At 50.0% G+C, this 25,588-nt stretch carries 16 protein-coding genes, 1 tRNA gene and 1 pseudogene; 9 read left to right on the forward strand and 9 right to left on the reverse strand.

Annotated features, from left to right (window positions below; genetic code table 11):
• The first annotated feature begins 28 nt into the window (after positions 1-28).
• The 4 genes and pseudogenes from DESTI_RS17715 to DESTI_RS17735 all read left to right on the forward strand — a co-directional run bounded on the left by DESTI_RS17715 (position 29) and on the right by DESTI_RS17735 (position 5,824).
• Positions 29-745 (forward strand): PilZ domain-containing protein, encoded by a 717-nt coding sequence (locus tag DESTI_RS17715; RefSeq protein WP_014811342.1) that lies wholly within the window; start codon positions 29-31, stop codon positions 743-745.
• Positions 742-2,751, forward strand: a complete 2,010-nt coding sequence (locus DESTI_RS29095) for a hybrid sensor histidine kinase/response regulator (protein ID WP_014811343.1) — start codon at positions 742-744, stop codon at positions 2,749-2,751. The genes DESTI_RS17715 and DESTI_RS29095 overlap by 4 nt, the downstream gene beginning before the upstream one ends.
• A 443-nt stretch (positions 2,752-3,194) precedes the next feature.
• Positions 3,195-4,592 (forward strand): annotated as a pseudogene (locus tag DESTI_RS17730) (DUF1254 domain-containing protein); the annotation flags it as partial.
• Positions 4,593-5,383: 791 nt separating this feature from the next.
• The gene (locus DESTI_RS17735; protein ID WP_014811346.1) at positions 5,384-5,824 is read left to right on the forward strand and encodes a hypothetical protein; all 441 of its coding nucleotides are present in this window, start codon (positions 5,384-5,386) and stop codon (positions 5,822-5,824) included.
• A gap of 249 nt (positions 5,825-6,073) precedes the next feature.
• Here the strand turns inward: DESTI_RS17735 and DESTI_RS17740 are convergent, their stop codons facing one another.
• From DESTI_RS17740 to fusA, 6 genes are all read right to left on the reverse strand, one after another.
• Positions 6,074-7,303, reverse strand: coding sequence for a response regulator (locus DESTI_RS17740; protein WP_014811348.1), 1,230 nt, complete (start codon positions 7,301-7,303; stop codon positions 6,074-6,076).
• A 9-nt stretch (positions 7,304-7,312) separates the two neighbouring features.
• Positions 7,313-11,122, reverse strand: coding sequence for a response regulator (locus DESTI_RS29100; protein ID WP_014811349.1), 3,810 nt, complete (start codon positions 11,120-11,122; stop codon positions 7,313-7,315).
• A gap of 439 nt (positions 11,123-11,561) precedes the next feature.
• Positions 11,562-11,636, reverse strand: a tRNA-Gly gene (locus DESTI_RS17750).
• Between the two features lie 93 nt (positions 11,637-11,729).
• Positions 11,730-11,918: a hypothetical protein gene (locus tag DESTI_RS17755; protein WP_014811350.1), complete on the reverse strand. Its 189-nt coding sequence runs from the start codon at positions 11,916-11,918 to the stop codon at positions 11,730-11,732.
• Positions 11,919-12,043: 125 nt separating this feature from the next.
• The gene (locus DESTI_RS17760) at positions 12,044-12,481 is read right to left on the reverse strand and encodes an MOSC domain-containing protein (protein ID WP_014811351.1); all 438 of its coding nucleotides are present in this window, start codon (positions 12,479-12,481) and stop codon (positions 12,044-12,046) included.
• Between the two features lie 240 nt (positions 12,482-12,721).
• Positions 12,722-14,806 carry an elongation factor G gene (fusA, locus tag DESTI_RS17765; RefSeq protein WP_014811352.1) on the reverse strand — a complete coding sequence of 695 codons (2,085 nt, stop codon included), beginning with the start codon at positions 14,804-14,806 and terminating at the stop codon, positions 12,722-12,724.
• A gap of 419 nt (positions 14,807-15,225) precedes the next feature.
• On the opposite strand from fusA, the gene DESTI_RS17770 reads away from it, so the two are divergent.
• Positions 15,226-15,516, forward strand: coding sequence for a hypothetical protein (locus DESTI_RS17770; RefSeq protein WP_014811353.1), 291 nt, complete (start codon positions 15,226-15,228; stop codon positions 15,514-15,516).
• Positions 15,517-16,104: 588 nt separating this feature from the next.
• On the opposite strand, the gene DESTI_RS17775 is transcribed toward DESTI_RS17770, so the two are convergent.
• Positions 16,105-17,544 carry an IS1182 family transposase gene (locus DESTI_RS17775; protein WP_014808019.1) on the reverse strand — a complete coding sequence of 480 codons (1,440 nt, stop codon included), beginning with the start codon at positions 17,542-17,544 and terminating at the stop codon, positions 16,105-16,107.
• A 403-nt stretch (positions 17,545-17,947) separates the two neighbouring features.
• Here DESTI_RS17775 and nadS point away from each other — a divergent pair, with 403 nt between their 5' ends.
• The gene (gene nadS, locus DESTI_RS17780; RefSeq protein ID WP_014811354.1) at positions 17,948-18,262 is read left to right on the forward strand and encodes a NadS family protein; all 315 of its coding nucleotides are present in this window, start codon (positions 17,948-17,950) and stop codon (positions 18,260-18,262) included.
• Positions 18,263-18,402: 140 nt separating this feature from the next.
• On the opposite strand, the gene DESTI_RS17785 is transcribed toward nadS, so the two are convergent.
• Positions 18,403-19,683, reverse strand: coding sequence for an inverse autotransporter beta domain-containing protein (locus tag DESTI_RS17785; protein ID WP_014811355.1), 1,281 nt, complete (start codon positions 19,681-19,683; stop codon positions 18,403-18,405).
• Positions 19,684-20,034: 351 nt separating this feature from the next.
• Here DESTI_RS17785 and hisC point away from each other — a divergent pair, with 351 nt between their 5' ends.
• From hisC to DESTI_RS17800, 3 genes are all read left to right on the forward strand, one after another.
• Positions 20,035-21,135: a histidinol-phosphate transaminase gene (gene hisC, locus DESTI_RS17790; RefSeq protein ID WP_157212194.1), complete on the forward strand. Its 1,101-nt coding sequence runs from the start codon at positions 20,035-20,037 to the stop codon at positions 21,133-21,135.
• A 64-nt stretch (positions 21,136-21,199) separates the two neighbouring features.
• On the forward strand, positions 21,200-21,898 hold the full coding sequence (gene cmk / locus DESTI_RS17795; RefSeq protein ID WP_014811357.1) for a (d)CMP kinase: 699 nt from the start codon (positions 21,200-21,202) through the stop codon (positions 21,896-21,898).
• Positions 21,899-22,049: 151 nt separating this feature from the next.
• Positions 22,050-23,786 carry a 30S ribosomal protein S1 gene (locus DESTI_RS17800; RefSeq protein ID WP_014811358.1) on the forward strand — a complete coding sequence of 579 codons (1,737 nt, stop codon included), beginning with the start codon at positions 22,050-22,052 and terminating at the stop codon, positions 23,784-23,786.
• 164 nt (positions 23,787-23,950) lie between these two features.
• Here DESTI_RS17800 and DESTI_RS17805 read toward each other — a convergent pair whose 3' ends face one another.
• Positions 23,951-25,402, reverse strand: a complete 1,452-nt coding sequence (locus tag DESTI_RS17805) for a CCA tRNA nucleotidyltransferase (protein ID WP_014811359.1) — start codon at positions 25,400-25,402, stop codon at positions 23,951-23,953.
• Positions 25,403-25,588: the final 186 nt, after the last annotated feature.

The following is a 25,588-nucleotide window of genomic DNA, read 5'->3' on the forward strand; positions in this document are numbered from 1 at the left end:
GATTCGCCATTCCAGGAACATCGGACTAATGGATTCCAAACAACCAATTCCCGCAAACATAGTGCTTCATGACATTCGTTCCGGTCTGGGGGATAATGGGATCATGGCTAAACATGGCCTATCGCAGAAAAGCCTTGAGACCCTTTTCCAGAAGCTCCTCGCCGCGAAGCTTATTACCCATGAAGAACTCTACAGGAGATCTTCCCTGTACAAGAAAAAGATGGACCGGATCGTGAGCCGATCGCACCTAAGGGCAGAGATTGGAGTGAGCATCCCCATTTATGATGTCACATGCGGCAGGGTGGGACTAATGAGGGACATCTCAGAAAAAGGGCTGCGCGTGGCTGGAATCCCAGCAGAGAAGGGGGATGAGAGGACATTTCAAATTCCTGTCGGCATGCTCATGCAAGCTGATCCCTTGCTGGTGATAGCCGAATGCAGATGGGTTACGATAAAGGGCAAAGAAAGAAAATACCATGTGGCAGGATTCGAGATCAAAGTTGTGTCTATGAGCGACCGAAGGCTTCTCAAAAGCTTGGTCGATCTTTTGTTGGCGCGAGCTGCCAGTGGCAAGTCGGGGAGAGAGAGCCTTAAAGAGATCGCAGAATCCCATGTATGCTCTCCAACTGATATTCAGGAACTGTTTTTGAAAGAGGATCACGGTGTTAGCCTGTCACATCAAAGCTCTGCGAAAAATGTTGCAGCACGTTGTTCCGCCGTGACAGACGCGGAGAGTACTAGATGAATTTTTCTGGTGAAAAGACTTCTCAAACGCTGGATTTAAACCAATTGTTTCCTTTGAGCCTTACCCAATCCGGGAGTTTCGACCTTAGGAGAATTCAATACAATTCCTTTGAGTCTGTGCTTCAGGCGCTGTCGATTCCTACCTTGCTTGTGGGTCGTAGCCACACTATAGAGTTGGCTAACGACTCTTTCATTTCGTTAGCGAACAACCTTGATCCGGTCGGACTGAAATTTTCGTCGCTATTCTTGGACAACAAAGAGCTAGAGCATCAGCAGTGGCTAGAACATGCCATTGCAGAGAGAAAACACCACGTCAAAGAGACGATCCTACAATTTGGAGACAAGACCGTTTGGGTCCGTATGCACTTGCGAACCATCAGGTTGGCCACCGATCACATGCTCTTGGTTCAAATAGAGAACCTGACAGCGGAAAAAGAACTTTCGATGAGCCAGAAATACAAAAATCTCATCAACATTTTTCCCATAGGAGTCGCTGAATTTGCACCGAGAGAAAAACTGTCAAGAAATCTTCGTCCAGATGAGCTATGGCGGGCTATGTTGACCTTTCGGCTGGTGGATGCAAATACCGAGTTCGCCAAGATGCACGGACATAGGTATCCAGACACGCTTGTCGGCCTTACGATGAGCCAATTCTTTCCAGATATAGGAAAGAGCAGGAGACTTCTCGCGAAATGGGTTAACAATGATTTTCAGACACTTTCATTCGAGCGAAAAGAAAAGAGTTTCGGGCGGCCATCGTCGAATTTTGAAAACACGTTGATCTTGAATGCAAACGATCAAGCAATGCTGGGAATCTGGTGGCTGAAGAGAGACATATCGGAAAGAAAAAGAATTGAGCGGGAAATGTTAAGGGCGCAAAAACTTGACTCCCTGGGACTCTTGGCCGGCGGGATAGCCCATGATTTCAACAACCTGCTGACAGCAATTCTCGGGAACATTTCTCTAGGCCTGAGCTATTCGGATGTCAGCCCAAAATCACTTGAACGGTTCCAAGCGGCGATTAGCGCCACAAATCGAGCTAGAGACTTGACAAACCAACTGCTGACCTTCTCGAAAGGAGGAGCACCTCTAAAGAAGCCAGGATCACTCGCTGACTTACTCAAAGAATGTGCAGGCTTTATTCTCAGGGGCTCTAAAATTCGGTGTAAATGCTCGATCTCCAATAATCTGTGGGCAGTAGATATGGATCAAGGACAAATCAGCCAGGTTGTCAACAACCTGCTCATAAATGCAGTGGATGCAATGCCCAACGGCGGGGTTGTGCTTGTCAGAGCCACGAATGCAGACATTCCCGACAACGACAAGATTCCTCTGAAAAAAGGGAAATACGTAAAAGCCTCAATTACGGACAAAGGTTGCGGTATAAGGAAGGAAATTGCCCAAAAGATATTCGATCCATATTTTACCACTAAGAAAAAAGGGAGTGGTTTGGGGCTGTCAACCTCATATTTTATAATTAAGAAACACGGGGGGATGATAACGGTTAGATCAAAAGTGGGCGTAGGTACGACTTTCCAATTTTTTCTCCCGGCCACATCGTCTAGCTCGAACCCTTCCGAGGAAACAGAGAAATTGTCTGTTGGAGCTGGTGGCAGAATCCTGTTCATGGACGACGACGTCCTTGTACGCGATATCGCTGTGGAGCTGCTGAGCAGTCTGGGGTATGAGGTCACACCGGCTTGCGATGGCGAGGAGGCCCTTGAACTGTGCAAGGCTGCAGTCGCACAGGGTAGATTGTTCGACGTTGCAATTCTTGACTTAACCGTCCCAGGGGCCATGGGAGGAGAAGAGACCGCCCCTAAAATGCTCGAAATCGATTCAAGTCTGAGGATTATCGCTTCCAGTGGATACGCTAACAGCATGGTCATGTCTGATTACGCATCTTACGGATTTACAGCGATTCTGCCAAAGCCGTATGATGCAAAAAAATTGGCTGCAACAGTTGGCAAAGTAATCGCGAATAATCCTCCGGGTCATGAAGGATAAGTCTCAGCTAAGTTAAGTGACTTGCCATTCCACTTTTGTGCTTCGTCCTGAAAAGGCATTCTCATTTGACTCGGAACGAAAGCCGCGTGCCTTGCTAGGAACCGGTAAAATGATTCACTATCGGCCTGTGTTCGGTGAGGGACAAGTAATTCCGGTTGACGGACGGACGCTCAATGGAATATGTTCAACACAAGCAAACAAAAGCATTTTAGCGATCCTCACCACAGTTTATTCCCTCGTGAGTTCTGTTGGGGGGACTGATGTCGGAGCCTTTGCCGAATTACGAGAGCTTTCCCGCCAGCGACTGAAGGAACCGGGACCAAAGGATTGAAGAACTGTCGCAGAATTGTCTCTGCAGCGGGCAAATAGACGAGAGAAGGGATAGGAGCATGATCCGAGCACGGCTACGGACTGCTTTGACTGCAGTCCTGAGCGTTATGGCGATGCTTCCGACCGACGGAGTAGTACGCTCCGCGGCCGAAACGCCGAGTGAGAAGGCACTGGCCGAAATTAAATACATCGCAGAGGAAGCATACCTCTACGGCTTTCCGATGATCGTTGGTTACAAGGTGCTCTACGAATACAATGTGGACCGCTCTTCCGGCCAGTTCAAAGCCCCCTTCAACCAGATCTCGAACGAAGCACGGGTGTTCACTCCAAAAGATACCACGATCAGCACCCCCAACAGCGACACACCATACTCAATGGTGCAACTGGATCTACGCTCTGAGCCGATGGTGTTATGCATGCCGGAAATTGAGAAGGCCCGATATTACGACGTGCAACTTGTGGACATGTACACCGACAACTACGGCTATATCGGCAGCCGTACCACCGGCAATGGCGCGGGCTGTTACTTGGTCGCCGGACCGGACTGGAAAGGGGAAACGCCTCCAGGCATTCACAAGGTATTTCGAAGCGAGACACAATTCAGTTTGGCGATCTACCGAACGCAGCTCTTCAACCCCGACGATATGGACAACGTGAAGAAGGTCCAAGCGGGTTACACGGTGAAGCCACTGTCGGAGTTCCTCGGTAAACCAGCACCGCCTCCCGCACCAGCCATCGACTGGCCGAAGTTCACTCCGGAGGCTTTTACCACTCGTTTTGCCGAGTACCTCGATTTCCTTTTGCAGTTCTGCCCGACGGTCGAAACGGCCGAGGTGGAAAAGCCGCTACGGGAAAAGTTTGCCCGGATTGGCATCGGAGCAGGCAAAAAGCTTCACCCCAAAGGTCTCACGCCTGAGATGAAGGCGGCTCTGAGCGACGCAATCAAGGAAGCCTTTGCGAAAATCGAGCAGACAGCGGACAGCATCGGCACGGTCGTCAACGGCTGGCAGATAGGCTCGGCTGCAGGCAGTCGCGATTTTTACAAAGGCAATTGGGCTCTACGCGCCGCTGCCGCCAAACTGGGCATCTACGGCAATGACGCAGCCGAAGCCACCTACCCGTTCACCCGGAGCGACATGAATGGCATTGTACTCGACGGCAGCAAGCATACCTACATGATGACCTTCGCGCCGGGTCAGTTGCCGCCGGTGAACGCATTCTGGTCAATCACCATGTACGACGGTCGGACGCAGCTCTTGGTTGAAAACCCGATCAACCGTTATCTGATCAACTCGCCGATGCTCCAGCAGTTGAAGAAAAACGCGGACGGATCATTGACCATCTACATTCAGAAAGATTCACCGGGAAAGGATAAGGAGTCCAACTGGCTTCCCGCACCAGACGGCCCGATGTTCATCGTAATGCGTCTCTACTGGCCGAAGTCGGAGCCGCCTTCGATCTTCCCTCTCGGGAGGGGGACCTGGCAACCGCCGGGCATAGTGCCAGTCCGTAATCTCAAAGCCAGGGATGTGAAGCGCTTTGGTGACAAATCGCTCGAAAACTTCATTCGTACAGACGAGCGTTATGGTCACGATGGTCTATTTCAGGGGCCTCGCGGTTGGGGATACTGGAATTACCCTGAATACCCCAGGCCGATCCAGAACCCGAACCTATGGCCAGACATGCAATCCACCTACTTCATTGGCCGGATGTCGATGCCCGCCGGCAGCAGTCTGACCCTTCGCTGCACCTATCCCCATGCGCGGTATTTGCAGGTTGCTCTCTACAGGGCCGAGCACAACACCTTTGTTTCAATTGGTGAGGCTCTCGCCGGGCAGGAGATCGAACCTGACCCTGGCTCCACGAACCCGTTCCGGGTCGGCGCTGACCGGCTCGCAGAGAAGCGCAACTTCACCCTTCAAATCCTGGCAGCGGACCCTCCGCTTGATCCGAAGGACCGCTAGAGGAACACGCTCTACGCAGGTAAAGATGGAGCGCAGCTCGAGGCCGTGATTCGCATTTACCTCTCAGATCAGGGCAGCGACGGCACGGGATGGGGGCCTGCGTCAATGCCTTTTGGGAAACGTGAGCTGCCGACGTATGAGGCAACTCTCCATGACGGCACTAAGCTTACTGCGGCGCAAGTGGTCGAACAGTTCGCCAGACAAATCACCGGCGCCACCAACCCGCATATCATCGGGATGTTTGAGAACAGGACGCAATTTATTTTGGCGGCAATACGAAAGCGTACCGTTATTTCTGGGATCCCAAGACCAGAAAGCTTTCGCAGGATGATTCATGGGTGGTCGAGGCGACGGTCAAGGGGCAGCATGCCACAGCCGCTCCGAGCATCATCGGAGACTGGATCATTATCCAAACCAACGGCATCGGCAGCAAGGAGAAAGCATCGAGTGTCGTCGCTGTCCATCAGAAAGATCCGAAGAGGATGACGACTATTTTCCCGTTCGGAGAACTGAAGTCAGGCGAAATGAGCTTTGCGCCGCCCAAGCCCCAAACCGATCCCGAGAACAGCATGGTCTATTCCGCGGATGTGGGGATGGGCAAGGTGGCGGGAATCACAATCGACCAGACCACTGGCGAGATCCTCGCCCAGTCGGATTTCTTTGAACCGCTCACTCCCAATTCGCTGACCACACCGGGTTTCGGCGGCCGAGTATACTTCCCGACTGAGAAGGGTTTCATCGTGCTGCAGGTCAGGCAGAAGGCCAAACTGCAACAGTAGCCGCCCAGTCAACATGTTGGGGGATGGTGAGGGACCGAAATGTCCGGTTTTTTTTCTCTAATCGGACGTTTTCTGGGTTTCCCCTCCAACCGGGTCTTATTAGTGAACGTCATTGAAATTTGCGCCAACAGCCTACCCGCAAGGGGCACGGATCGGTTCGAACTCTTGGTTATTACGCCATATTTTTGGTCGACTGATAGTGAGCTGCATCGAGGCTAACGCCATTCTCGATGCAGCTCACTAATAGAATCAAACAGTGAACCCTACGACCGTGATGTCGTCCAATTGTGGTTCATCGCCTCTGTAAGTCTCGATCGCCTTTTCAATGAGTTGTTTTTGCACGCAAAACGCTTCATCCCAATGGGACGACAGGAGACTCTCGAAATTCTTGCGGTCAAATGGAAGACCTTTTGGTCCGCCCGTCTGATCGATGGTACCGTCCGTGCACATGCAAAAGGTTGTCCTCGCGTCGATTGAGACAGTATGATTTACGTAGTTGAAATCCAAGCTCGAACTCTTGTACCCCACACTCTGTTTGTCACCGCGGATTAACCTGGTTTCGCCATCACGAACACAATAAAGTCCAATCCTGGCTCCGGCAAAAACCAGTTCCTTGCGGACCGTGTCCACGAAGCACAGGCCCGCATCCAGACCGTCATCAGAAGAAGTCTCTGCATGGTGCTGGTTGAGCGAGGTTTTCACCAACGAGTTGAGCTTGTTCAAGACAAGAGCAGGGTTGGTATACCCCACGTCTTCCAATGCTCGATCAAGATTCGCACCGGCGATCATCGTCACTATTGCTCCGGGGACACCGTGACCGGTGCAGTCCATCACAGCAACCACAAAGCCCTTTTCAAAGAACTTGAATTGGTACAAATCCCCCCCAATGACATCTCTAGGCTTCCATATGATGAAGTAATCACGCAAATGGGCTGCAATTTCCTGATCATTGGGAAGAAAGGAGGTTTGGATGGTATGGGCATACCAGATGCTCTCCATAATCCTCTTGTTGGCATCCATGAGGTCTGCATTGGCTCGCTGAAGAGCCTCGTCGGCCTTTTTGAGCTCAGCGATATTCTCTTGGATCAGGTCGCCCCTACGTTTTAGCTCCAGATGGTTCTTTACTCTGGCCTTGACAATCGGCAGGCTAAACGGTTTGGTAACATAATCCACCGCGCCCAATTCCAGCCCCTGGGTTTCATCGTCCTCTTCTGCCTTGCCGGTTACGAATATTACCGGAATATTGCTTGTAGATCCGTTATTCTTTAGCCTCCGACATACTTCATAGCCGTCCATCTCCGGCATCACGATGTCGAGAAGAATCAGATCCGGGCTCTTGGCCTTGGCTATTTCCAGAGCGGCCTTGCCGTTCTTGGCAAAATAGGTCGTATAGTCCGATTTGAGACCATCCATCAAGATCTTAATATTCTCGGTCACATCATCCACTATCAATATCTCAGGCTTCGATCCATCGGTCATGGGAAATCCTTAAATTGAAATTTCCAATCTTGCGGTAAGCTTTGCAAGAAGTTCAAGCGCTTGCTCGAATTCCAGGTCGTTGATCAGCGTCTCGATCTTGATCAACTGATCCAAATTCGCCGAGCCCACCAGAGGTTTCAAAGTCTTGAGGTGATCGATGGCTTCGCCGTTGTTTTCCTTTAGGAACATGGCGAGTTCCCTGACTACAGGGGAAACACGTGACACATCGATTCGTTGATCGCCTTCTTCAGAAACGGTGTCTTTCATAGCCGACGGTTCTTCGGCTATAATCCAGGCTTCGAGGGAATGGCGGAGAATCTCCTTTTCCTCCATCAATCTTGTCGCCAAATGGTGCAAGCGTTCACGTTGGCCGTTCTTGATGGCCGACTCCAATTCTCTGGCGGCAACAAATATACCGTTCGCCGAGAGATTCCCAGCAAGGCCCTTAAGGGCATGGGCTTTGTCTGCTGCCGTAGAGAGATCACCTTGCTCTATCAAGCTGTCTATTTCGCTTGGTACGAGAATGTATTTCTTTCCGAAATCTATGAGTAATTGTCTATAAAGACCCCGGTTTCCGCTAAGCCGCTTTAATCCTGCAGATATGTCTATGCCGTCAATCGTCTCGGGAAGGTCGCCCTCTACTGTATCGTGCTCTGCCGATCTTTCGTTCACGAGCCTAATGGCAGAACTCAGCGGTCTGTCCTTGGGTTTAATCCATCGTACCAGGACAGAGAATAACTGCGCGGGATCAATGGGTTTGCTTACGTAATCATTCATGCCTGCGTTGAGACATTCCTCTTTAGCTCCCCGCATCGCATGAGCTGTCATCGCAACGATGGGCAAATCCTTGAAACGAGGATTCTTCCGTATCACCGCTGTGGCCTCATACCCCCCCATCACCGGCATTTGCACGTCCATGAGCACAAGATCGTATTCAGAGGTCTCTACGGCTTCCACAGCCTCTTTGCCGTTGTTTGCAATTTCCACGAACAATCCGGCGCCTGCCAGGATCTCGTTGGCTACCTGCTGATTCAACGCATTATCTTCCACAAGGAGCACCTTGGCGCCCTCGATCAGATCTGCGAAATCCGGTTCCACAGCCGGTGCAGCCGCACGCCTCTGTATTGTGCCTGTCGATGGTTCATGCCCGAATACTTGCATGATCGTGTCGAACATGAGCGACGGCGTGACAGGTTTCATCAGGAAGCCGTTAATTCCGACTTCTTCGGCGCGTGTCATCACGTCTTCACGGCCAAAGGCTGTAACCATTATGATTGAAGGAGCATGTTGCAGGTCTGCATCATTTCTTATTACTCTTGATGCTTCTATCCCATCCATTTCCGGCATCTTCCAGTCCATGACTACTAGGTCATAAGGAGCGTCTTGAGCAGAGGATCTCTTCAACTCGGAAATGGCGGCACGAGCCGAAGGGGCGGACATAACGCGGAACTTGAGCGAATCCAATTGCTCTACCAAGACTTCCCGTGCCGTGGGATTGTCGTCAACCACCAGCACCTTAAGGCCCTCGACACTTTGGGGTGGAACAAGTTGTCGTCTCTTCTCCCGGGACGCTCGGCCAAACTCGATGCTGAAGCTGAAAGTGCTTCCCCGACCCAGTTCGCTCTCAACGGATATTTGTCCTCCCATCATCTCCACGAGGTGCTTGCTGATAGTCAGTCCAAGGCCGGTCCCTCCGAATTTCCGGGTCACTGAGGTATCAGCCTGGGAAAAGGCGGCAAACAGTCTTGTCATTTGATCGGGGGTCATGCCGATTCCAGTGTCAGTCACTGAAAATTTAAGTACACAGTCGGTATAGCTGTTTTTCACATTCTCGACCTTTATAAGGATGTGACCGTGTTCCGTGAACTTTACGGCATTGTTGACCAGGTTTACCAAGACCTGTCCGAGACGAAGGGGGTCTCCAATCAAGGCCGCAGGGACGTTGCTTCCGATCTGGCTGATGAGCTCAAGGTCTTTCTCCGAGGCCTTAACCGATACCATGTTAGCGATGCCGTTGATGACTTCATCCAATTGAAAATCGATCGATTCAAGATCCAGTTTGCCAGCTTCTATCTTGGAAAAATCCAGGATATCGTTGATAATTCCAAGCAGAGTTTTGGCCGAGGAATCAATTTTTGATAGGTAATCACGCTGCTTCGAGGTGAGATCCGTCTTCAAAGCCAGACCGGCAAAGCCGATGATCGCATTCATCGGCGTCCGTATTTCATGACTCATCTTGGCTAGAAATTCACTCTTAGCCAGAGTGGCGAATTCGGCTTGAGTTCTTAATTGCTTGGCTGTCTCCAAAGCCTCTGCCAATGCCTCTTCAGCCTTCTTGCGTTCGGTAATGTTGAGAATTGCCCCGATCAGGCCCCGAACATTGTCTTGAGAGTCGGTGAATGAAGCTTTATGGAAAACCACATTGTGAACCATACCTCGAGTGTCACTGAGGACCGACTCATAGACCTGGACGCCGGGCTTAACAAAAAGTTCATTATCCTTTGCATGATATACTTTTGCCTGCTCCCGTGGAAAAAGGTCGAACACAGATTTGCCTACAAGGTCCTCGAGTTTCTTGCTGTAGAGCTCTCCGAACGCCTTGTTGAAGCCTAGATAGCGGCCGTCTGTATCTTTGTAAAATATTGGCACCGGAATGGCGTTCATCAGGGACGAGAGAAATGCGTCGGACTCTTTCAAAGCATTCTCTGCCTTCTTGCGTTCGGTGATGTCGAGAATCACACCGATCAGTCCGAGAAGATTGCCTCGCGAGTCATTGAACGTGGCCTTGTGGAAAACTACATTGTGTACGATGCCTAGGGCATCTTTCACCAGCGCCTCATAGCTCTGAATACCTGGATTACGAAAGAGTTCGAGATCCTTTGCATGGTATACTTCTGCCAGCTCCTTCGGGGCAATATCAAAAACAGACTTACCGACAAGCTCGTCGATTGTTTTGCCGTAAAACTCCTGGTACGCCCTGTTGAAGCCGAGATAGCGGCCATCTGTATCTTTGTAAAATATTGGCACCGGAATGGCATTTATGAGGGACGAGAGAAATGTGTCGGCCTCCTTCAATGCCTTCTCTGACTTCTTTCGCTCGGTGATGTCAAGAGCAACTGCTATGGTCTCCTTCATAGGGTCGGACAAGTCAGCGGCTTCCGCACTTATTGAGCCTTCGAAAATGCTCCCATCTTTGCGCCGGAACGCAACATCCACGTCGGATATCAGACCCGCCGTACCGGGGTTATAAAAGATTTTCCCAATGCGCTCGAACTCCTCACGGGAGGCATAGATCATTTCTACATCTTTTCCTGTGAAATCACTCTCGTCTTGATAGCCGAACATTTCTACAAATGTCCTGCTTACCCAAACGAAGCGTCGATTCCGCACACACACAATGCCCACAGGACATGCTGAGAGAATCCGATTCCCCATGGCTTCGCGCAGTTTAAGATGAGTTTCGATCTTGGCCTTGACAAGAGACAGGTTGACGGGTTTGGCTATATAATCGGCCGCACCGAGTTCAAGCCCCCTCGTCTCATCGCCCATCTCATGCATGGTGTAAACGAACAAAACTGGAATATCCCGAGTGGTCTCATCCGCCTTTAGCCTGCGGCAGATTTCATAACCGTCCATGTCTGGCATGGTTGTATCCAGAAGAATCAGATCCGGTTTCCTGCTTCGCACGACTTCAAGCGCGGTACCACCGCTCGTGGCGAAGCAGCACGTGTAGTCGGACTCGAACGCTTCCATCAAGATTTTGATATCTTCGATCACATTATCCACAAAGAGTATGGTCGGCCTTGGGTTGTCGATCATGGGATTCCCTTAAGTTGAAAGTGCCCGGCTCTTGCCGTATTTTCGCGAGAACAGTCTGCGCTCATATTGCACGTAATTGTTGAGAAATTGCATCTGGCTCAACCTAATTGAGAGATTTCTTTCCGTTCGAAAAAAACCCTTTGAGTTAAGCTACCGTAAGTTCCGCTAAACAAACGGTTATGGCAAAAACAATACCAAAACTCAAGAAGTTACAGCACCATAGCACTTTTCAAAGGCGGTCTCAAGTCAAATTGATTTAGCTGGCTGGGTCATTCTAATCCTGGGAACGAAGCTTGTTCCGAATCGAGGGTCAGGTCATCGCTCCGTAATTCTGTTGAGATTAAAGGAGGCGTGCCAGAACTGAAAACCCCCGAAAAAGTTGCAGACACTTTGCAGACAACTTTTTCGGGGGCCGTATCTAGTGGTATTGATAACTTAGTGGAGCGGGAAACGGGATTTGAACCCGCGACTTCAACCTTGGCAAGGTTGCACTCTACCACTGAGTTATTCCCGCGACTGGATGGTTACTATAATTGAGGCGTCTTAACCTGTCAACCCCTTTGTCAGGAGTGATCTCCGTTTTTTGAACGCTCTTTGTGATCTTGCATCAAAAGAGCGCACCGAAAACCTGTTCCTGTAATCGACGGGCCATTTCCGAGACCGTCAAGTAATGTAATCCTGTGCGTGCGTGCACTCTATCAAGACTATGCACGGTTATTCTGCCTCTGGAATCCATTTCTTGCAGTATCATTGCCTCCACTGCTGTTAATCGATGGTTATTGTTGGAAAAATTCATCAAGCCTCCAAGGCAATTTCAACTCTTCGGTGCACCTTTCCTAAAAATAAGATCCGGACAAGAAGTGCACAAGTCAGATTCACAAATTTTTTTCGGTCGAAATTGCCCGGCGCAAGCGATAGGAGTCAGACCTGTTCGATAGAATCCCCGACAGTTACCGGTCCGCCCTCCAGGACTTTCGCAAACACGCCCTGTTCAGGCATGATGCATTCACCGACTTTATTGAAGATCGCGCAGCGGGTGTGACATTCCTTGCCAATTTGGGTCACTTCCAGAAGCACGGACTCACCTACCCGTAATCGGTCTCCAACTTTAACAGCAGCAAGGTCGAATCCGGTTGTAGTAAGATTCTCGGCAAAAGAACCCGGTTTCACATCGTATCCTTTGTCCTTCATGGTCTGGATCTGCTCGATGGAGAGCAGTGAGATCTGTCGGTGCCAATCTCCCGCGTGGGCATCACCCTGTATTCCCAGATCTTTTTCCAGGACAGCGGATCCCGCGTCGGTCTTTGGAACACCTTTTTTCTTGCTCGTGCAGACGGCAATAATCTTTCCGGAGGGCATTTAATTACTCACTGATTCCGACACGTTCCGCGTGCAAGCCATATGAGGCCTGCAGCGGACATATCGTTTATGCAGGTAAATGAGACAGGTCGATCAAAAGGCAATTGTACCGATTCGCTTTTCTTCTCATAATCCGGGAGGCTGGAGGCATCCTTCGCTCCAGACAACGTAAAGCCGTCCAATCACTCCGCTCAGGACACCCCAGACTTCGCTATCTTATGTGCACAACTGCGGGCGGTATTAATCTTCTTCTTCCGCTTTCTTTCCTGAGGCTTCGATGATCTTTTCAGCCAGATTCGCGGGGACTTCTTCGTAGTGCGAAAACTCTACTGAGAAAATTCCTCTGCCTGATGTCATGGAGGTCAGGTCTGAAGCGTACTTGAGCACCTCGGCCATCGGCACCTGTGCTTTGACCACCTGGCTTCCGCCTTTGGAATCCATTCCCATGATGCGGCCGCGACGGGAGTTGAGATCGCCCATCACGTCTCCCATGCAATCCTCGGGAACTATTACTTCAAGGTTCATGATAGGCTCAAGAAGGACCGGCATAGCGTCGAGCATTCCCTTCTTGAACCCTTTGGAAGCAGCAATCTTGAACGCCTGTTCTGACGAGTCCACGTCGTGATATTTTCCATCGAAAACAGTGACTCTCACGTCAACGACCGGATAACCGGCAAGCGAACCGCTGACCATGGCTTCGGAAACGCCTTTTTCCACTGCAGGTATGTATTGCCGAGGGATTACTCCGCCAACGATCTTGTCCACGAACTCGAATCCAGTTCCCCTGGACAGAGGCTCAAGCTCAAGCCACGCCACAGCGAACTGACCGCGGCCACCAGTCTGCTTTTTCAGTTTGCCCTCAACTTTGGACTTACCCTTGATGGTTTCCATGTACGGAACCTTTGGGGTCTTGAGGTTCACGTCTACGCCGAATTTTCGCTTCAGTTTTTCTACGGTTACTTCAATGTGAACCTGGCCCATACCTGAGATGAGGAATTCGTTTGTCTGCGGGTCCCTGCTAATGGTAAGCGTGGGGTCTTCTTCGCTGAGTCTGGTGAGACTCTGCATGATCTTTTCTTCGTCGCCCTTGGCTTTGGGTTCGATGGCAAAAGATATAACCGCCTGAGGCATAGGCGCTGCTGAGATGATGATTGGCGATTTCTCTTCAGTAAGGGTATCTCCGGACAGGGTTTCCTTCAGCTTTGCCACTGCAACAATGTCCCCGGCCTGGGCTGAATCGAGAGATTTCTGATGCTTGCCCTGAATCGCAAGAAGCTGTCCGAACCGTTCCCGGGTTTCACGATTCGAATTGTAGAAGTTTCCATCCGGAGCGAGTTTTCCCGAGTATATACGGAAAAGGCTTAAACGCCCTGCATAGGGATCTGCCAGAGTCTTGAATACGTACGCGCTGAAAGGCTCGTCAGGCGAGGGTTTGCGAACCGCTTCATCACCATTCAAGGCACGTCCCGTTATGGCGGGCATCTCTGCCGGAGACGGGCAGGCATCGGAAAGGATGTCCAGAATGGGTTGAATCCCCTTGTTCATCAGGCCTGAAGAGAGCAACACCGGCATGAACACTTTATTGAGAATTCCTTGCCTCAATGCATTCGCGAGCTCGTCGGCTCCGAGTTCTTCCCCTTCGAGGTACCGCTCCATGAGAGCATCGTCCACTTCAGCAAGGTCTTCTATGAGCACTTCTCTCCTGGTGTCCGCTTCTTCCTTCAAATCGCCGGGGATGTCCGCCCTGTTCACGTTGCGGCCGTCACCATCGAAAATTAGCGCTTTCATGGACAGCAAGTCCACAACGCCTTTGAAATTAGCCTCTTTGCCGATGGGAATCTGGAGCACGAGCGGTTTGACCTGCAAAATTTCTTTTACGTCCGTGAGTACCTTTTCAAAATCGGCTCGCTCCCGGTCCATCTTTGTTATTGCTAACAATCTGGGAGCACCTTTGGCCTCAATCGCGGACCATACCTTTTCAGTGAGCGGTTTGATGGAATCTACCGCATCCACCGCCAACAAGGCCAAATCCACTGCCTGAAGAGCCGACAATACTTCTGCGGAAAAATTCGGATCGCCCGGAGTATCAATGATGTTTATCTTTTTTTTCTTCCACTCGATGGTGAAAAGCGAAGAATTTATCGTGAGTCCCCGCTTCACTTCTTCGGGCTCGAAGTCGAAATTCGAAGACCCATCGGTCACCTTGCCGACACGGTCGACGGCTCCCGAGTCAAAAAGCATGGCTTCACATAATGTCGTCTTTCCCGAACCCGCGTGGGAGACGACCGCGACATTACGAACATCTTCAGTCTTGTAATGCTTCATTTGTACCCCTTGTGAAGCGGAGCACCCGTATGGTGTCCGACTTTGTGCCAATCAAAACTACAAATTAACCATAAATGAACAGAAAAAGTCAAGCAGGCTCCTGTGTTTTTCCCTGGATTCATCCGTTTCCGAGGAATAATTTAAACATACCCTCCCTCAACCGCATAGAGGTTCGGGGGCGTAAGAGATCTGCTGTGGAAGACGAGACGGACAGAAATGTGCTTCGGGGCACAACTCTACAATTGATCATTGGTAAATTCTGATGCTAAATTATCATCTTGACTATACTCATGGAGATATTACTCCACCATATATTCATATTGAATCTCACCTATATTGACAATCATCTATTATAACTGATATAATAATGCTTGAGATTATCTCCATTTAGTTGTCGACTATACCTGGAGGCCCTTCACATGATTGCGAGAAAAAAGCTGTTCCTTCTCATTTTTGCACTTCTTTTCTGTTTCATGAGCCTGTCTGCGCACGCAGCGGAACGCTATGGGCCCTGGAAGTACTACGCGCCGTACTATTTTCCGCCAAATGGCTGTCATGGAGAGTGCTGGTCACCTTGCGATTTTCTTCCGGTGTACGAGTCTCCGCTTCCCGCAAGGCCCAGTTACGATACAGGAGGTCGAGTGCCCAAGGTTCCGGCTCCGATACGAAAAGTAGCCCCGAACCGAGCTGCATTGCATTTCGGCTATTGAACTCTGCTCCGCCACGCGGTACGCAATTCAGCTTCCCTCGCCCATAGAAATTCGGGGACGAAACTTTTTGAAAGATTCGTCCCAGAACGCCACCTCAAAATCTTCTAATGCTGATAATGATCGCAGCGAGTTAGCTGTCTTTGGCGAGTGAACAACGAAGACGGCTGAAAAAGTTGCTTGAAACTCTATAAGAAATGGATTGTACCGTTACCTCCGCTGATGCATCCTCAATGGAATAGAATAACTCCTTTCGGGGCTCTAACCGTCCTGGAGGGACGGACCACTTGTAGCCACGGGTGTAAAACCCGTGGACAATGGCTGAGACGGCATAAAGTACCCATGACCCTGAAGGGGTCCACCACTTGTTGGACGATTGGTCGACCCCTTCAGGGTCGCCACATTGTTTTTTGCTATGATCTACTCCGTGGGTTGATGAAAGCGTCTCAAAACCTGCGCACTGCGGCGAATCACGCAAGCCGGACGGGAGGACCTGCTTCTGGGAAAAAAGCAGTCCCGTCAAGTGAAGATCAGGCGAGGTTCGATCCGAGTGTACTGTCCGTTATAAGGTCATGGTCTCCCTCCGGCTGCTTACGTGAATGCCACCTCGCCGGATACCCAATGGTGGTAGAGCTTCCTGAGATTTATGGTCGTGCAAATAAGGTCCCACTGGGCCTTTACGTTGTCGATTCCGGCCACGGTCCATCGCCGAAAGCTTAATGCGCTCTTGATCCAGGCAAACGGTGGCTCGATAATCTTCTTTCGAGTCTTCAGGCGCTCTTTGTTCTCTGGTTTTTCCCTCTTGCTGCGGTGTCGTTCTAGGGCCGCCTCGTAAACGCTGAGGTCTATGAGGCGTCCGTTCTTGCTCTTGGAGCATTTCCAGCGATTGGGACACGTTAGAAAATCCTTGCAGTGATACCTGCGAACCTCATTGTGGTTCTTGCCGTTAATTTTCCGCTGATGAAAAGGCAACAAGCGCCCTTCAGGGCATATGAAGCAATCACGCTCCTGATCAAAGACGAACCGGGATCGGTGATAGAGATCCTCATCCGCACCTCTCTCGGAAACAATTTCCCCTGACGATTTCCCGATAAGAATGCCGTATTCTCGCTCATGGGCCAGACCTATCTGCCCTGAGGAAAAATATCCCCCGTCCGCCACATTTTCCTCTGCCACAGCGCCCAGATTCTCTTTCACCTTGTCGAGCATGGGGACCAATTGCCCGTTGTCGGCCCCATCCGTGACCACATCTGCGGCCACGATAAGGCCGCTCTTTTGGTCGGCAACCGCCTGAGCGTTGTACGACAAGTCTTTGGTCCGGCGATTCTTCATAAAGCGAGCTTCCGGTTCCGAAGGGTGAACTGACTTCTTGTCCGATTCATCCAACTCCTTCAGAGCCTCTTGTATCCGCTGTTTCCGTTTCAATCCGTCTTGCATGGACTGCGGAAGGCGATACTCACCGGTCTCTTCCCGCTCGGCTCTCTCTATCTCAGTCATCGCATCGGCAATCGTGCGGTCCAATCTCTCCGAAACACTTTCCAGAAACCTCTCCAGGTGCTCACGACCCCGAGCCTTGTCGTTGGATGAGACGGCTTGGATCTTGGTCCCGTCCACGGCATGAAGAGCTAGACCGATCAGATCGGCCTTCAGAGCAACACGAATCGACTGTCTGAACAGATGCCTCAATGATTTCTTGTTCGCCTTGAAGAATCGCCATAAGGAATTATGATCCGGAGCATTCATCCCCGTCAGCCAAATCAGCCCCATATTCTCAAGGCAACCCTTTTCAAGCTTACGGGTACTCCTGATCCGATTGAAGTATCCGAAAAGCCACACCTTCAACAGAAGATCTGGCGCATACGGAGGACGTCCTGTATCGCTGTCGGGAACCTCGATTCCCAACTCGGACAGATCCAAGGAATCCACGAAATCTCGGATAAAGCGCGCCGGGTGATCCTTAGCCACCCAGTCTTCCACTGACGGCGGAAACATCAAGATCTGTTCGTAATCGGCCCGGATCTGTTTGCCCATGACAGCCTCGTGGTTGTTGAATTCCTCTCCTTTCTAGTACATCTCTTGGCAAATCGCGAGCCCAAAATGGAGTTTTGAGACAGTTTCTGACACCCACGGCTATTATTGGGACGCCCCCGTTGGGGCTCCCCTTAGGCTGCATCCGCTACCATAAATCAGCGGCGGAGCTAAAAGAATAATCGAACAATCAAATAGAAAATTGAGTGAAACGGCAGAAGGATCTGTTACCATTTCGCAATTATGCATATAAGATGGCGAAGGCTGAGGTGTTCTGAGCGGAGTGATTAGACGGCTTTGCGTCGTCCGGAGCGAAGGATACCTCCAGCCTGCGGATTATGAGAAGAAAAGCGAATCGGCATGTATTCACGAGTAGTGTTACCAGAAAAGATCTGAAGGTGATCATATGAGGAAAGAATTATTTGAAGATCTGTTCGACAGCGTGCAGGAAGGTGTGTCTATTCTGAAAGGAGAAAAAGAGCCTTCCAGGACTTTTGTTTTAAATGTTCCAGATATAAAAGAACTCCGTGAAAAGAAAAAAATGTCTCAGGCTGAATTAGCTTCGTTAATTGGGATCAGCGTTAAAACACTTCAAAATTGGGAACAACGGAGGAGAGTCCCGCGAGGACCTGCCGTGAGATTGCTGCAAATTATTTCGACAGACCTGAATGCAGTCCGAAAGGCACTGGAGAAGATAAAGAAGGCTGAAAGCACTGCTTGACTTTGTCTCAAAATTTCGTCGCAACCGGGCGTTAATGCGGTTTATCTCCTTAAGCCGACTAAATACTCGCCTTGCAACCCGTTTTCTTCCCTCCTCGGCTGTCTCTTGCTGTTTCGCTATCCAGGGAGATCGGTTCTTCCCTACTCTTTTGCAGACGGGTTTTCCACGACTATCGTTTTGACGTTCGAAATTCTTCCGGAGGGCTTGTGTACCATGCGTATCTGATAAATTCCCGGCGGTAATCTCAGATTTGCAGAGTAATTCCCTTGTTCGTCCGTGGCCACTTCTCCGAAATCCTGCCAGGGACTCTGAGATGTCTGAATAGTGAGCACTGCGTTCCGCAAGTCAGGGAATCCTCCGCTCACATATAATTCATCTGAGGATACATCCGCCATGAGCGTATATTTGGTTTCAACTTTGTCTGCCGGAAGATCGTATTTTCTGGAAGTTCGGTCCTGCAAGCGGTCTTCGAGTTTTCTCACGAAGCGCATTGAGGAAGCTTTGTAGGGGGCTGAAAACGGGTTGTTTCCATCCAGTAATTCCGCCCAATCAAATTTCAAGCTGATATTGCCTTCGATTTTATAATGTTCGCCTTTCCGGCTGTCCATTCCATGCTCGAACTTTGCTCCCAACATACCGTCTCGAGTCTTAACCGACAATGCGGTCTTGTAACCGTTATGGTTGTTGATGTTTCCTTTGTATGTGTGAGCAGAACCGTCAAACTCGATATCCAGAAAATCGACAAAGGAAGGGAAAAGAAATTTGATTTTGGCGTCGACACCGCCGGGAAGCGATTCTTTGATCAACATGTCACGATCCGAACCAAGCACGGTATTCTCACTCACCGGCATGTACACATTGGCCGAAAACGTCAGATCCGAATGCCAGCCCGGCAGCGCGGAAAATTCAATGCCCGCCCCTATTTCACGGAGAAAATCTCTATCGGAAAATCGCGTTCTGGCCCAGTCGTGAAATCCGTAAATCCCCACCATGATTTCAGGGGAGAGCACTTTCCGATAGCCTGCGCTGACAGAAACGTTCTCATGTAATCCGTCGACATTTATTCGAGGAAGCAGAAACATGGTTCTGTTCACCTGTTTATTGACCGGAAGGAAGAGGTCTGCCCTGAACGTACCCGTGTTCTTCCAAGCATCGAAACCTGCATTGAATTCAAGATTCCGATGCACCACCTCTGGCAAGACTTTTTTCATGCCCAACTTCAAAGTGGAATTTACGGAATACTCGGGGAAACCCGTTTCGGATTTGTAGGGATTGGGACGGATTTTCCCTGGATGTCGCTTTAAGTTGTGGTATTCGATCTCATTTTCCGGTGGCGAGAATTTCGCGGCAGGAAGCCCTGCAGAAGCGATTCCGTACGAAGAGACGACAAGGATGAAAATGAGGTAGATAAATAATTGCAAGGAATTACCTTCTATGGTGAAATTTTGATTCATCCTTTATCTACATCGATATAATTTTCTTGCCTTATTGTCAAGCGAATTGAATTAAGACTGGAGTGCATTTAATTGTGGGTAGAGACGACATTCTGGTGCTATCATTGTCAACCGAATCCGCGTTGCATCGATATTCGAGGCAGCGGTTCTAGGTGGCTGATGTATACCATGTACTCACGTTCGACTTGACACCAACCGTGAATGCGGTTTAACCAGATATCCGGAGGCATGCATGGAGCTGATGCTCTCTGCTGAAGCTTCGACAGGAAGATCGGTTCCGCCAGGGAACGATTGATGGATGAAGGAAACACTGATTTCATGAACAGAGTTATTTCCCCGCATATTCTCGCCATTCCTCCGTATGTGGCAGGAAAGCCTGTTGCCGAGCTTCATCGGGAAATGGGGATTCCTGACGCGATCAAAATGGCATCAAATGAAAACCCTCTGGGCCCTTCTCCTCTGGCCATGCGAGCCGTGGAAGACAGGCTCGAGTCCGCGCATATTTATCCGGAGTCTTCTGCGCCAGAGCTCAGGGCGGCCTTATCCGACAAATTCGGCCTTCCCGCGGATCATTTTATTCTCGGGAACGGTTCTGATGAAATTATGGAAATGGCTGCACATCTTCTCATAAGACCAGGTGATGAGGCCATCATGGGAGAGAACGCCTTTTCCATGTACAGGATCTCCGTTGAAGCCTTTGCAGGCAGAGCAATCAGGATTCCCCTGAAAAAATATGCCTATGATCTTCCTGCAATGGCAAAAGCGGTGACAGATCAAACCCGGTTGATATTTATCGCAATTCCGAACAGCCCCACAGGAACGATTGTTTCCCGGGCTGAATTCGACGCTTTTGTTCGCGATTTGCCCACAGAAAGGCTGCTCCTGGTCATCGACGAAGCGTATCGCGAATACGTGGGCGAACAGGTGGACTGTCCTCAAGGCATTGACTATATCAACGGATCTTTACCCGTACTGGTATTGAGAACGTTTTCCAAGATTTTTGGACTTGCAGGACTCAGAATCGGTTTCGGCATGGCTCAGACATGGTTGATCGAATTGCTCAACCGCATAAGACCGCCGTTCAATGTGAATGCGCTGGCTCAATGGGCTGCACTGGCGGCTCTGGAAGATGATGATCACCTGCAGAGAACTCTTCGGGTGACCGGAGAAGGTCTGCAGTACTTGAATCGTGAGCTACGGGCGCTCGGCTTTGAAGCCGTTCCATCCCATGCCAATTTCATCACCTTTTGCACGGGCGGGAATGCCGCCCCCATATACGAAGGACTGTTGAAGGAAGGTATCATCGTCAGACACCTCAAATCCTTCGGAATGGAGAACTGCATACGAGTAACAGTCGGAAGAGATTGGGAAAACAAGCGCTTTATCAAGGCACTCAAGAAAGTAATGGAATCCCTGTAGTCTCATCTTCACGAGGAAATAAGGTATATATCATAATATCGGAGTCCAAGCCGGTTATGCTTTTATGAGCTGTTCTTCAAAAAACCTGGTGATTGCAATCGACGGACCGGCAGGAGTCGGCAAATCCACCTTGGCCAGGAAGTTGGCGGAGCGTTTGAGTTTCTTTCTTCTGGATACCGGTGCGCTTTACCGAGTAATGGCATTGGATCTCTTGCGCAAAGGGATTTCCCCTGAGATTCCGGAGATTCCGGAGGAGCTCCTGAATGATTGCGATATCAGGATCGAACACGAAAATGCCCAAATGCGGCTTTTCTTGCGAAACGAGGATGTGACTGCCCTCATTCGAGAGGAGCACGTCGGAATCGCTGCGTCAAAGTTTTCTATGAGGCCTGAAGTGCGCAGGGCGTTGCTTTGGCTCCAGCGACGCACCGCGGAAACGGGCAATATCGTGGCGGAAGGCCGTGACATGGGATCCGTGGTGTTCCCGTGGGCTCAGGCAAAATTTTTCTTGACCGCCGACCTGGAGGTACGTGCGTGGCGACGATTTCAGGAACTGACTGATAAAGGAATAAAAATCGAATTCCAGGACGTGCTTGAAGATATGCGCGCACGCGACTTCCGGGATCGGACTCGATCCGAATCTCCACTCGTCCAGGCGGAAGACGCAATTTCGGTGGACACGACCCATATGAGCGCAGATCAAGTCTTGGACCGGATTATATCGATTATTCGAGAGCACACGGGTCTTCTCGGAAAAGCGTGAGAAGGGATTTTTCCGGCTAAAGTGAGAAATAGGTTTCAAAAATGTCGTATTCCCCGGAAGTTTTTCTTGTCATATTGAGTCAAAACTTATATATATTATAGATTATCCTTCGTTGAGCAAGACGCGGGAAAAAGAGTCCGGGGGTGGCTGGATGGAAAACTTGGAAACCCAAACAAACAACTTTATCACTGACGAGGGCGAGCATGAAATGGCTCGCGAAGAAGATTTTGCCGAACTTGTGGAGAGTAGCTTTCACAAAGTCCAGGAAGGGGAAGTCGTAACTGGTATCGTAGTTCAGGTTACTTCGGATTACGTGATGGTCGATGTAGGATCGAAATCCGAAGGCCAAATCCCTTTAGAGCAGTTTTTGGATGAAAAAGGGGAGCTTACGGTCAAGGTTGGCGACGAAGTCCAGGTCTTTTTGGAGGATACCGAAGAATCCTCGGGCCAGGTGAAAATCTCGAAATCGAAAGCGGACAAGATCCGCATCTGGGAAGAAATTGCTGCAGTATGCGAAACAGAAAGGACCATTGTCGGCAGAGTAGTTGCCCGCGTTAAAGGTGGCCTGCAAGTTGATATCGGTGTGCCTGCTTTTCTCCCCGGTTCGCAAGTCGATTTGAGGCCTGTGAGAAATTTCGAGAAATACATTGGTGAGTCATTCGAGTTCAATGTTCTCAAGTACAATAGAAAACGCGGAAACATTGTGCTCTCGAGAAAACCTCTGCTCGAAAAACAAAAGGAGGAACGCAAAAACCTGATACTCGGAACTATGGAGGGTAGCGGGTTATTTGTCGGAACAGTAAAAAATATCACCGATTATGGTGCTTTTATAGATTTGGGTGGTATTGACGGGCTTCTCCATATCACGGATATGTCCTGGGGCAGGATAAATCATCCATCGGATGTGCTGAAAGTGGGCGATCAGATTCAGGTCAAGGTTCTCAAATTCGATCAGGACAAGGAACGCGTTTCCCTTGGCATGAAACAGATACAGCCCGATCCATGGGAGAACGTGGAAGAACGCTATCCGAAAGAATCCGAATGGACAGGCAAAGTCGTTAGTATCACCGATTACGGGGTATTCGTCGAACTCGAAAAAGGCGTCGAGGGCCTGGTACACATTTCTGAGATGACATGGACCAAAAAACCCAGACATCCCTCCAAACTCGTGCAAGTGGGAGACGAGGTGGATGTTATGGTCCTGAACGTCGATAAGGAACAAAAGAGAATCTCCCTCGGTATGAAACAGCTCAAGCCCAATCCTTGGGACGTCATTGCGGAAAGATATCCTGAAGGAACCAAGATCGAGGGCAAGATCCGGAACGTTACGGATTTTGGCGTTTTCGTGGGAATCGACGAAGGTATAGACGGCCTTGTTCACATATCCGACATCTCATGGACCCAGAGAATCAAACATCCCGGAGAGTTGTACAAAAAGGGCCAGACCGTTCAGGCGGTTGTCCTGAATATTGACAAGGAAAACGAGAGATTTTCTCTGGGCATTAAACAGATGCAGGAAGATCCCTGGGAAACCATTCCGGATCGTTATCCTCCTGGAGCAAAGGTTCGTGGAAAGGTTACATCCGTTACGGATTTCGGTGTTTTTCTTGAAATCGAGGAAGGCATTGAAGGCATGATCCACGTTTCCGAGCTTTCCAAAGAGAGGGTGAATTCGCCTTCCGATTTCACCAAGGAAGGTGAAGAATTGACCGCAATGGTCCTGAAAGTGAATAAGAAAGACAAAAAGATTGCACTGTCGATCAAGAGTCTCGAAAAAACAGGAGATTATGAGCAGGTGAAAGGCTATATGCACAGCCAGGAGGTTGTTGCGTCAAACCTGGGAGATTTGCTCAAAGAGAATTTGGGATCGAATTTCGGTAAAGAGTAGGTAGGTTTTCGCCGCATTATAAACGGCGTTTCCGAATTAGGCGCAATATGACACGTATTGCGCCTTTTTTATGTACGAGTTCGCAGTCAAAGCAGTAAAATTCAGGGAAACACTTCTTACAAGAAGGGTTTCCCCGAATTTTACTGCTTTGAATCGCATATGAATTACGATTCCCTTGCCGGAGACTCGGAATTAAGCATTGCTGCGGCTGCTTCGAGTGCTTCTTCTTTCGTGGTCACCTCGCCTGCATCCTGGAGTTCTCCGATATGTTTTAGAATCCGTCCGATATCGGGACCCGGCGTGAGGCCCAGACTATCCATAATATCATGACCGCTCAAAAGCGGTTTTGGCGGGGATTGTTCCGTGTCGAAACAGATTTCCAAAGCGCTGACAACTTGTTCCCGTGCTCTTTCCTCGCTTTCCGGAGTTCGGGCTGGCCCTCGGGTTGCAGCAAGATCCGCCAGAAACAGGAGCAGCAGCCCCGAGGTGTCGTCCCCGAATCTTCTGCACAAGCGCAGGACTGCTCTTTTCGTCACCTGCTCACCGGTGAATATCGTGGGACGCATGTGTCCTTCCACGAGGTTTCCGAGGATTGAGCTTTCTCTGTTGGCGAGCTTCAGCCTCTCGCCATAACGGTCTACAATCTCCTTTGATACCTTCTCGTGACCGAAAAATCTCACACGACCCGTAGGATCGATGAACCTGGATTCAGGTTTGCCGGAATCATGAAATAGAGCGGCCATTTTGAGCAGTGTGCGTCGAGGCCTTCCCTTCACGGGACAGTCATTCAGGTACTCTTTTATCCATGGCCCCAGGCTGCCGAAAAGGGATTCCGGGTCGAGCATGAGCTTTTCAAGTTGGCGAACAGTCTCGAGAGTGTGACCCCAGACGTCCAGATGATGAAATTCATTCTGGGTGCAGCCTCGCATGGCAGTCGTAACTGGGAATAATATTTCGATCACGCCTGCTTTATCCATGATTTCCAGAGCTTCGATTGATGAATCCGCAGCCAACAATGCGAACAGCTCGTCACGTATCCGCTCCGGAGAGATTTCCGCAAGTCGCGTGACTTCTTGTTGCATGTCGATCAAAGTTGCCGGATCGAGCGCAAACTGGAGGTTCGCCGCAAACCTGAAGGCCCTGAGAATGCGAAGAGGGTCATCATGGAACGATCGTTCGGAACAAGCACGTATGGTTTTGGAAAGAATGTCCCTTCGTCCGTCCACCACATCCACAATGCGATCCATGCTGTGGGTCAGGAAATCCTGAACCCTGACAGCGAGAGCGTTCACAGTGAAGTCTCTCATTCTCAGATCTTTTCTGATATCGGATCCTTTGAAAGACGACACATCTATGGTGACAGGCTCTTCGGAGACCAATACGATTCGGCCGGTTCCGAAGAAATCGTCCAAAGGAACAAAGCTGGCTCTATGACGATCGGCCCAATGCTTCGAGAGGAGGAATCCGTTTCCGGCAACTGCTATATCAAGATCGGTCCAATGAACCTCACCCATGAGGTAGTCGCGCAATGCGCCCCCAACCACATAGGATTCCGGTTCTTCATCGGCGATGTCTCTCAGCAGTGATTTCAGACGGGGGTCGAGGAAAGTCTTCATGGCAAAGCACTGCCTCTTGGGGATTTTAGAACCCCTTCAAACTACCATATGCAGCGACATGCAGGGCAAGATTTTAAGACAGATTATTACGATGTTTCCGGAACGAATGATTGCGAGACCGCAACGCCCGGCCTCAGCGTTGATCACTGGATACTCATGAAAGGAATGAGCAGAGGGAGAGTAATC

The organism is Desulfomonile tiedjei DSM 6799 (assembly GCF_000266945.1).
Lineage (GTDB): Bacteria > Desulfobacterota > Desulfomonilia > Desulfomonilales > Desulfomonilaceae > Desulfomonile > Desulfomonile tiedjei.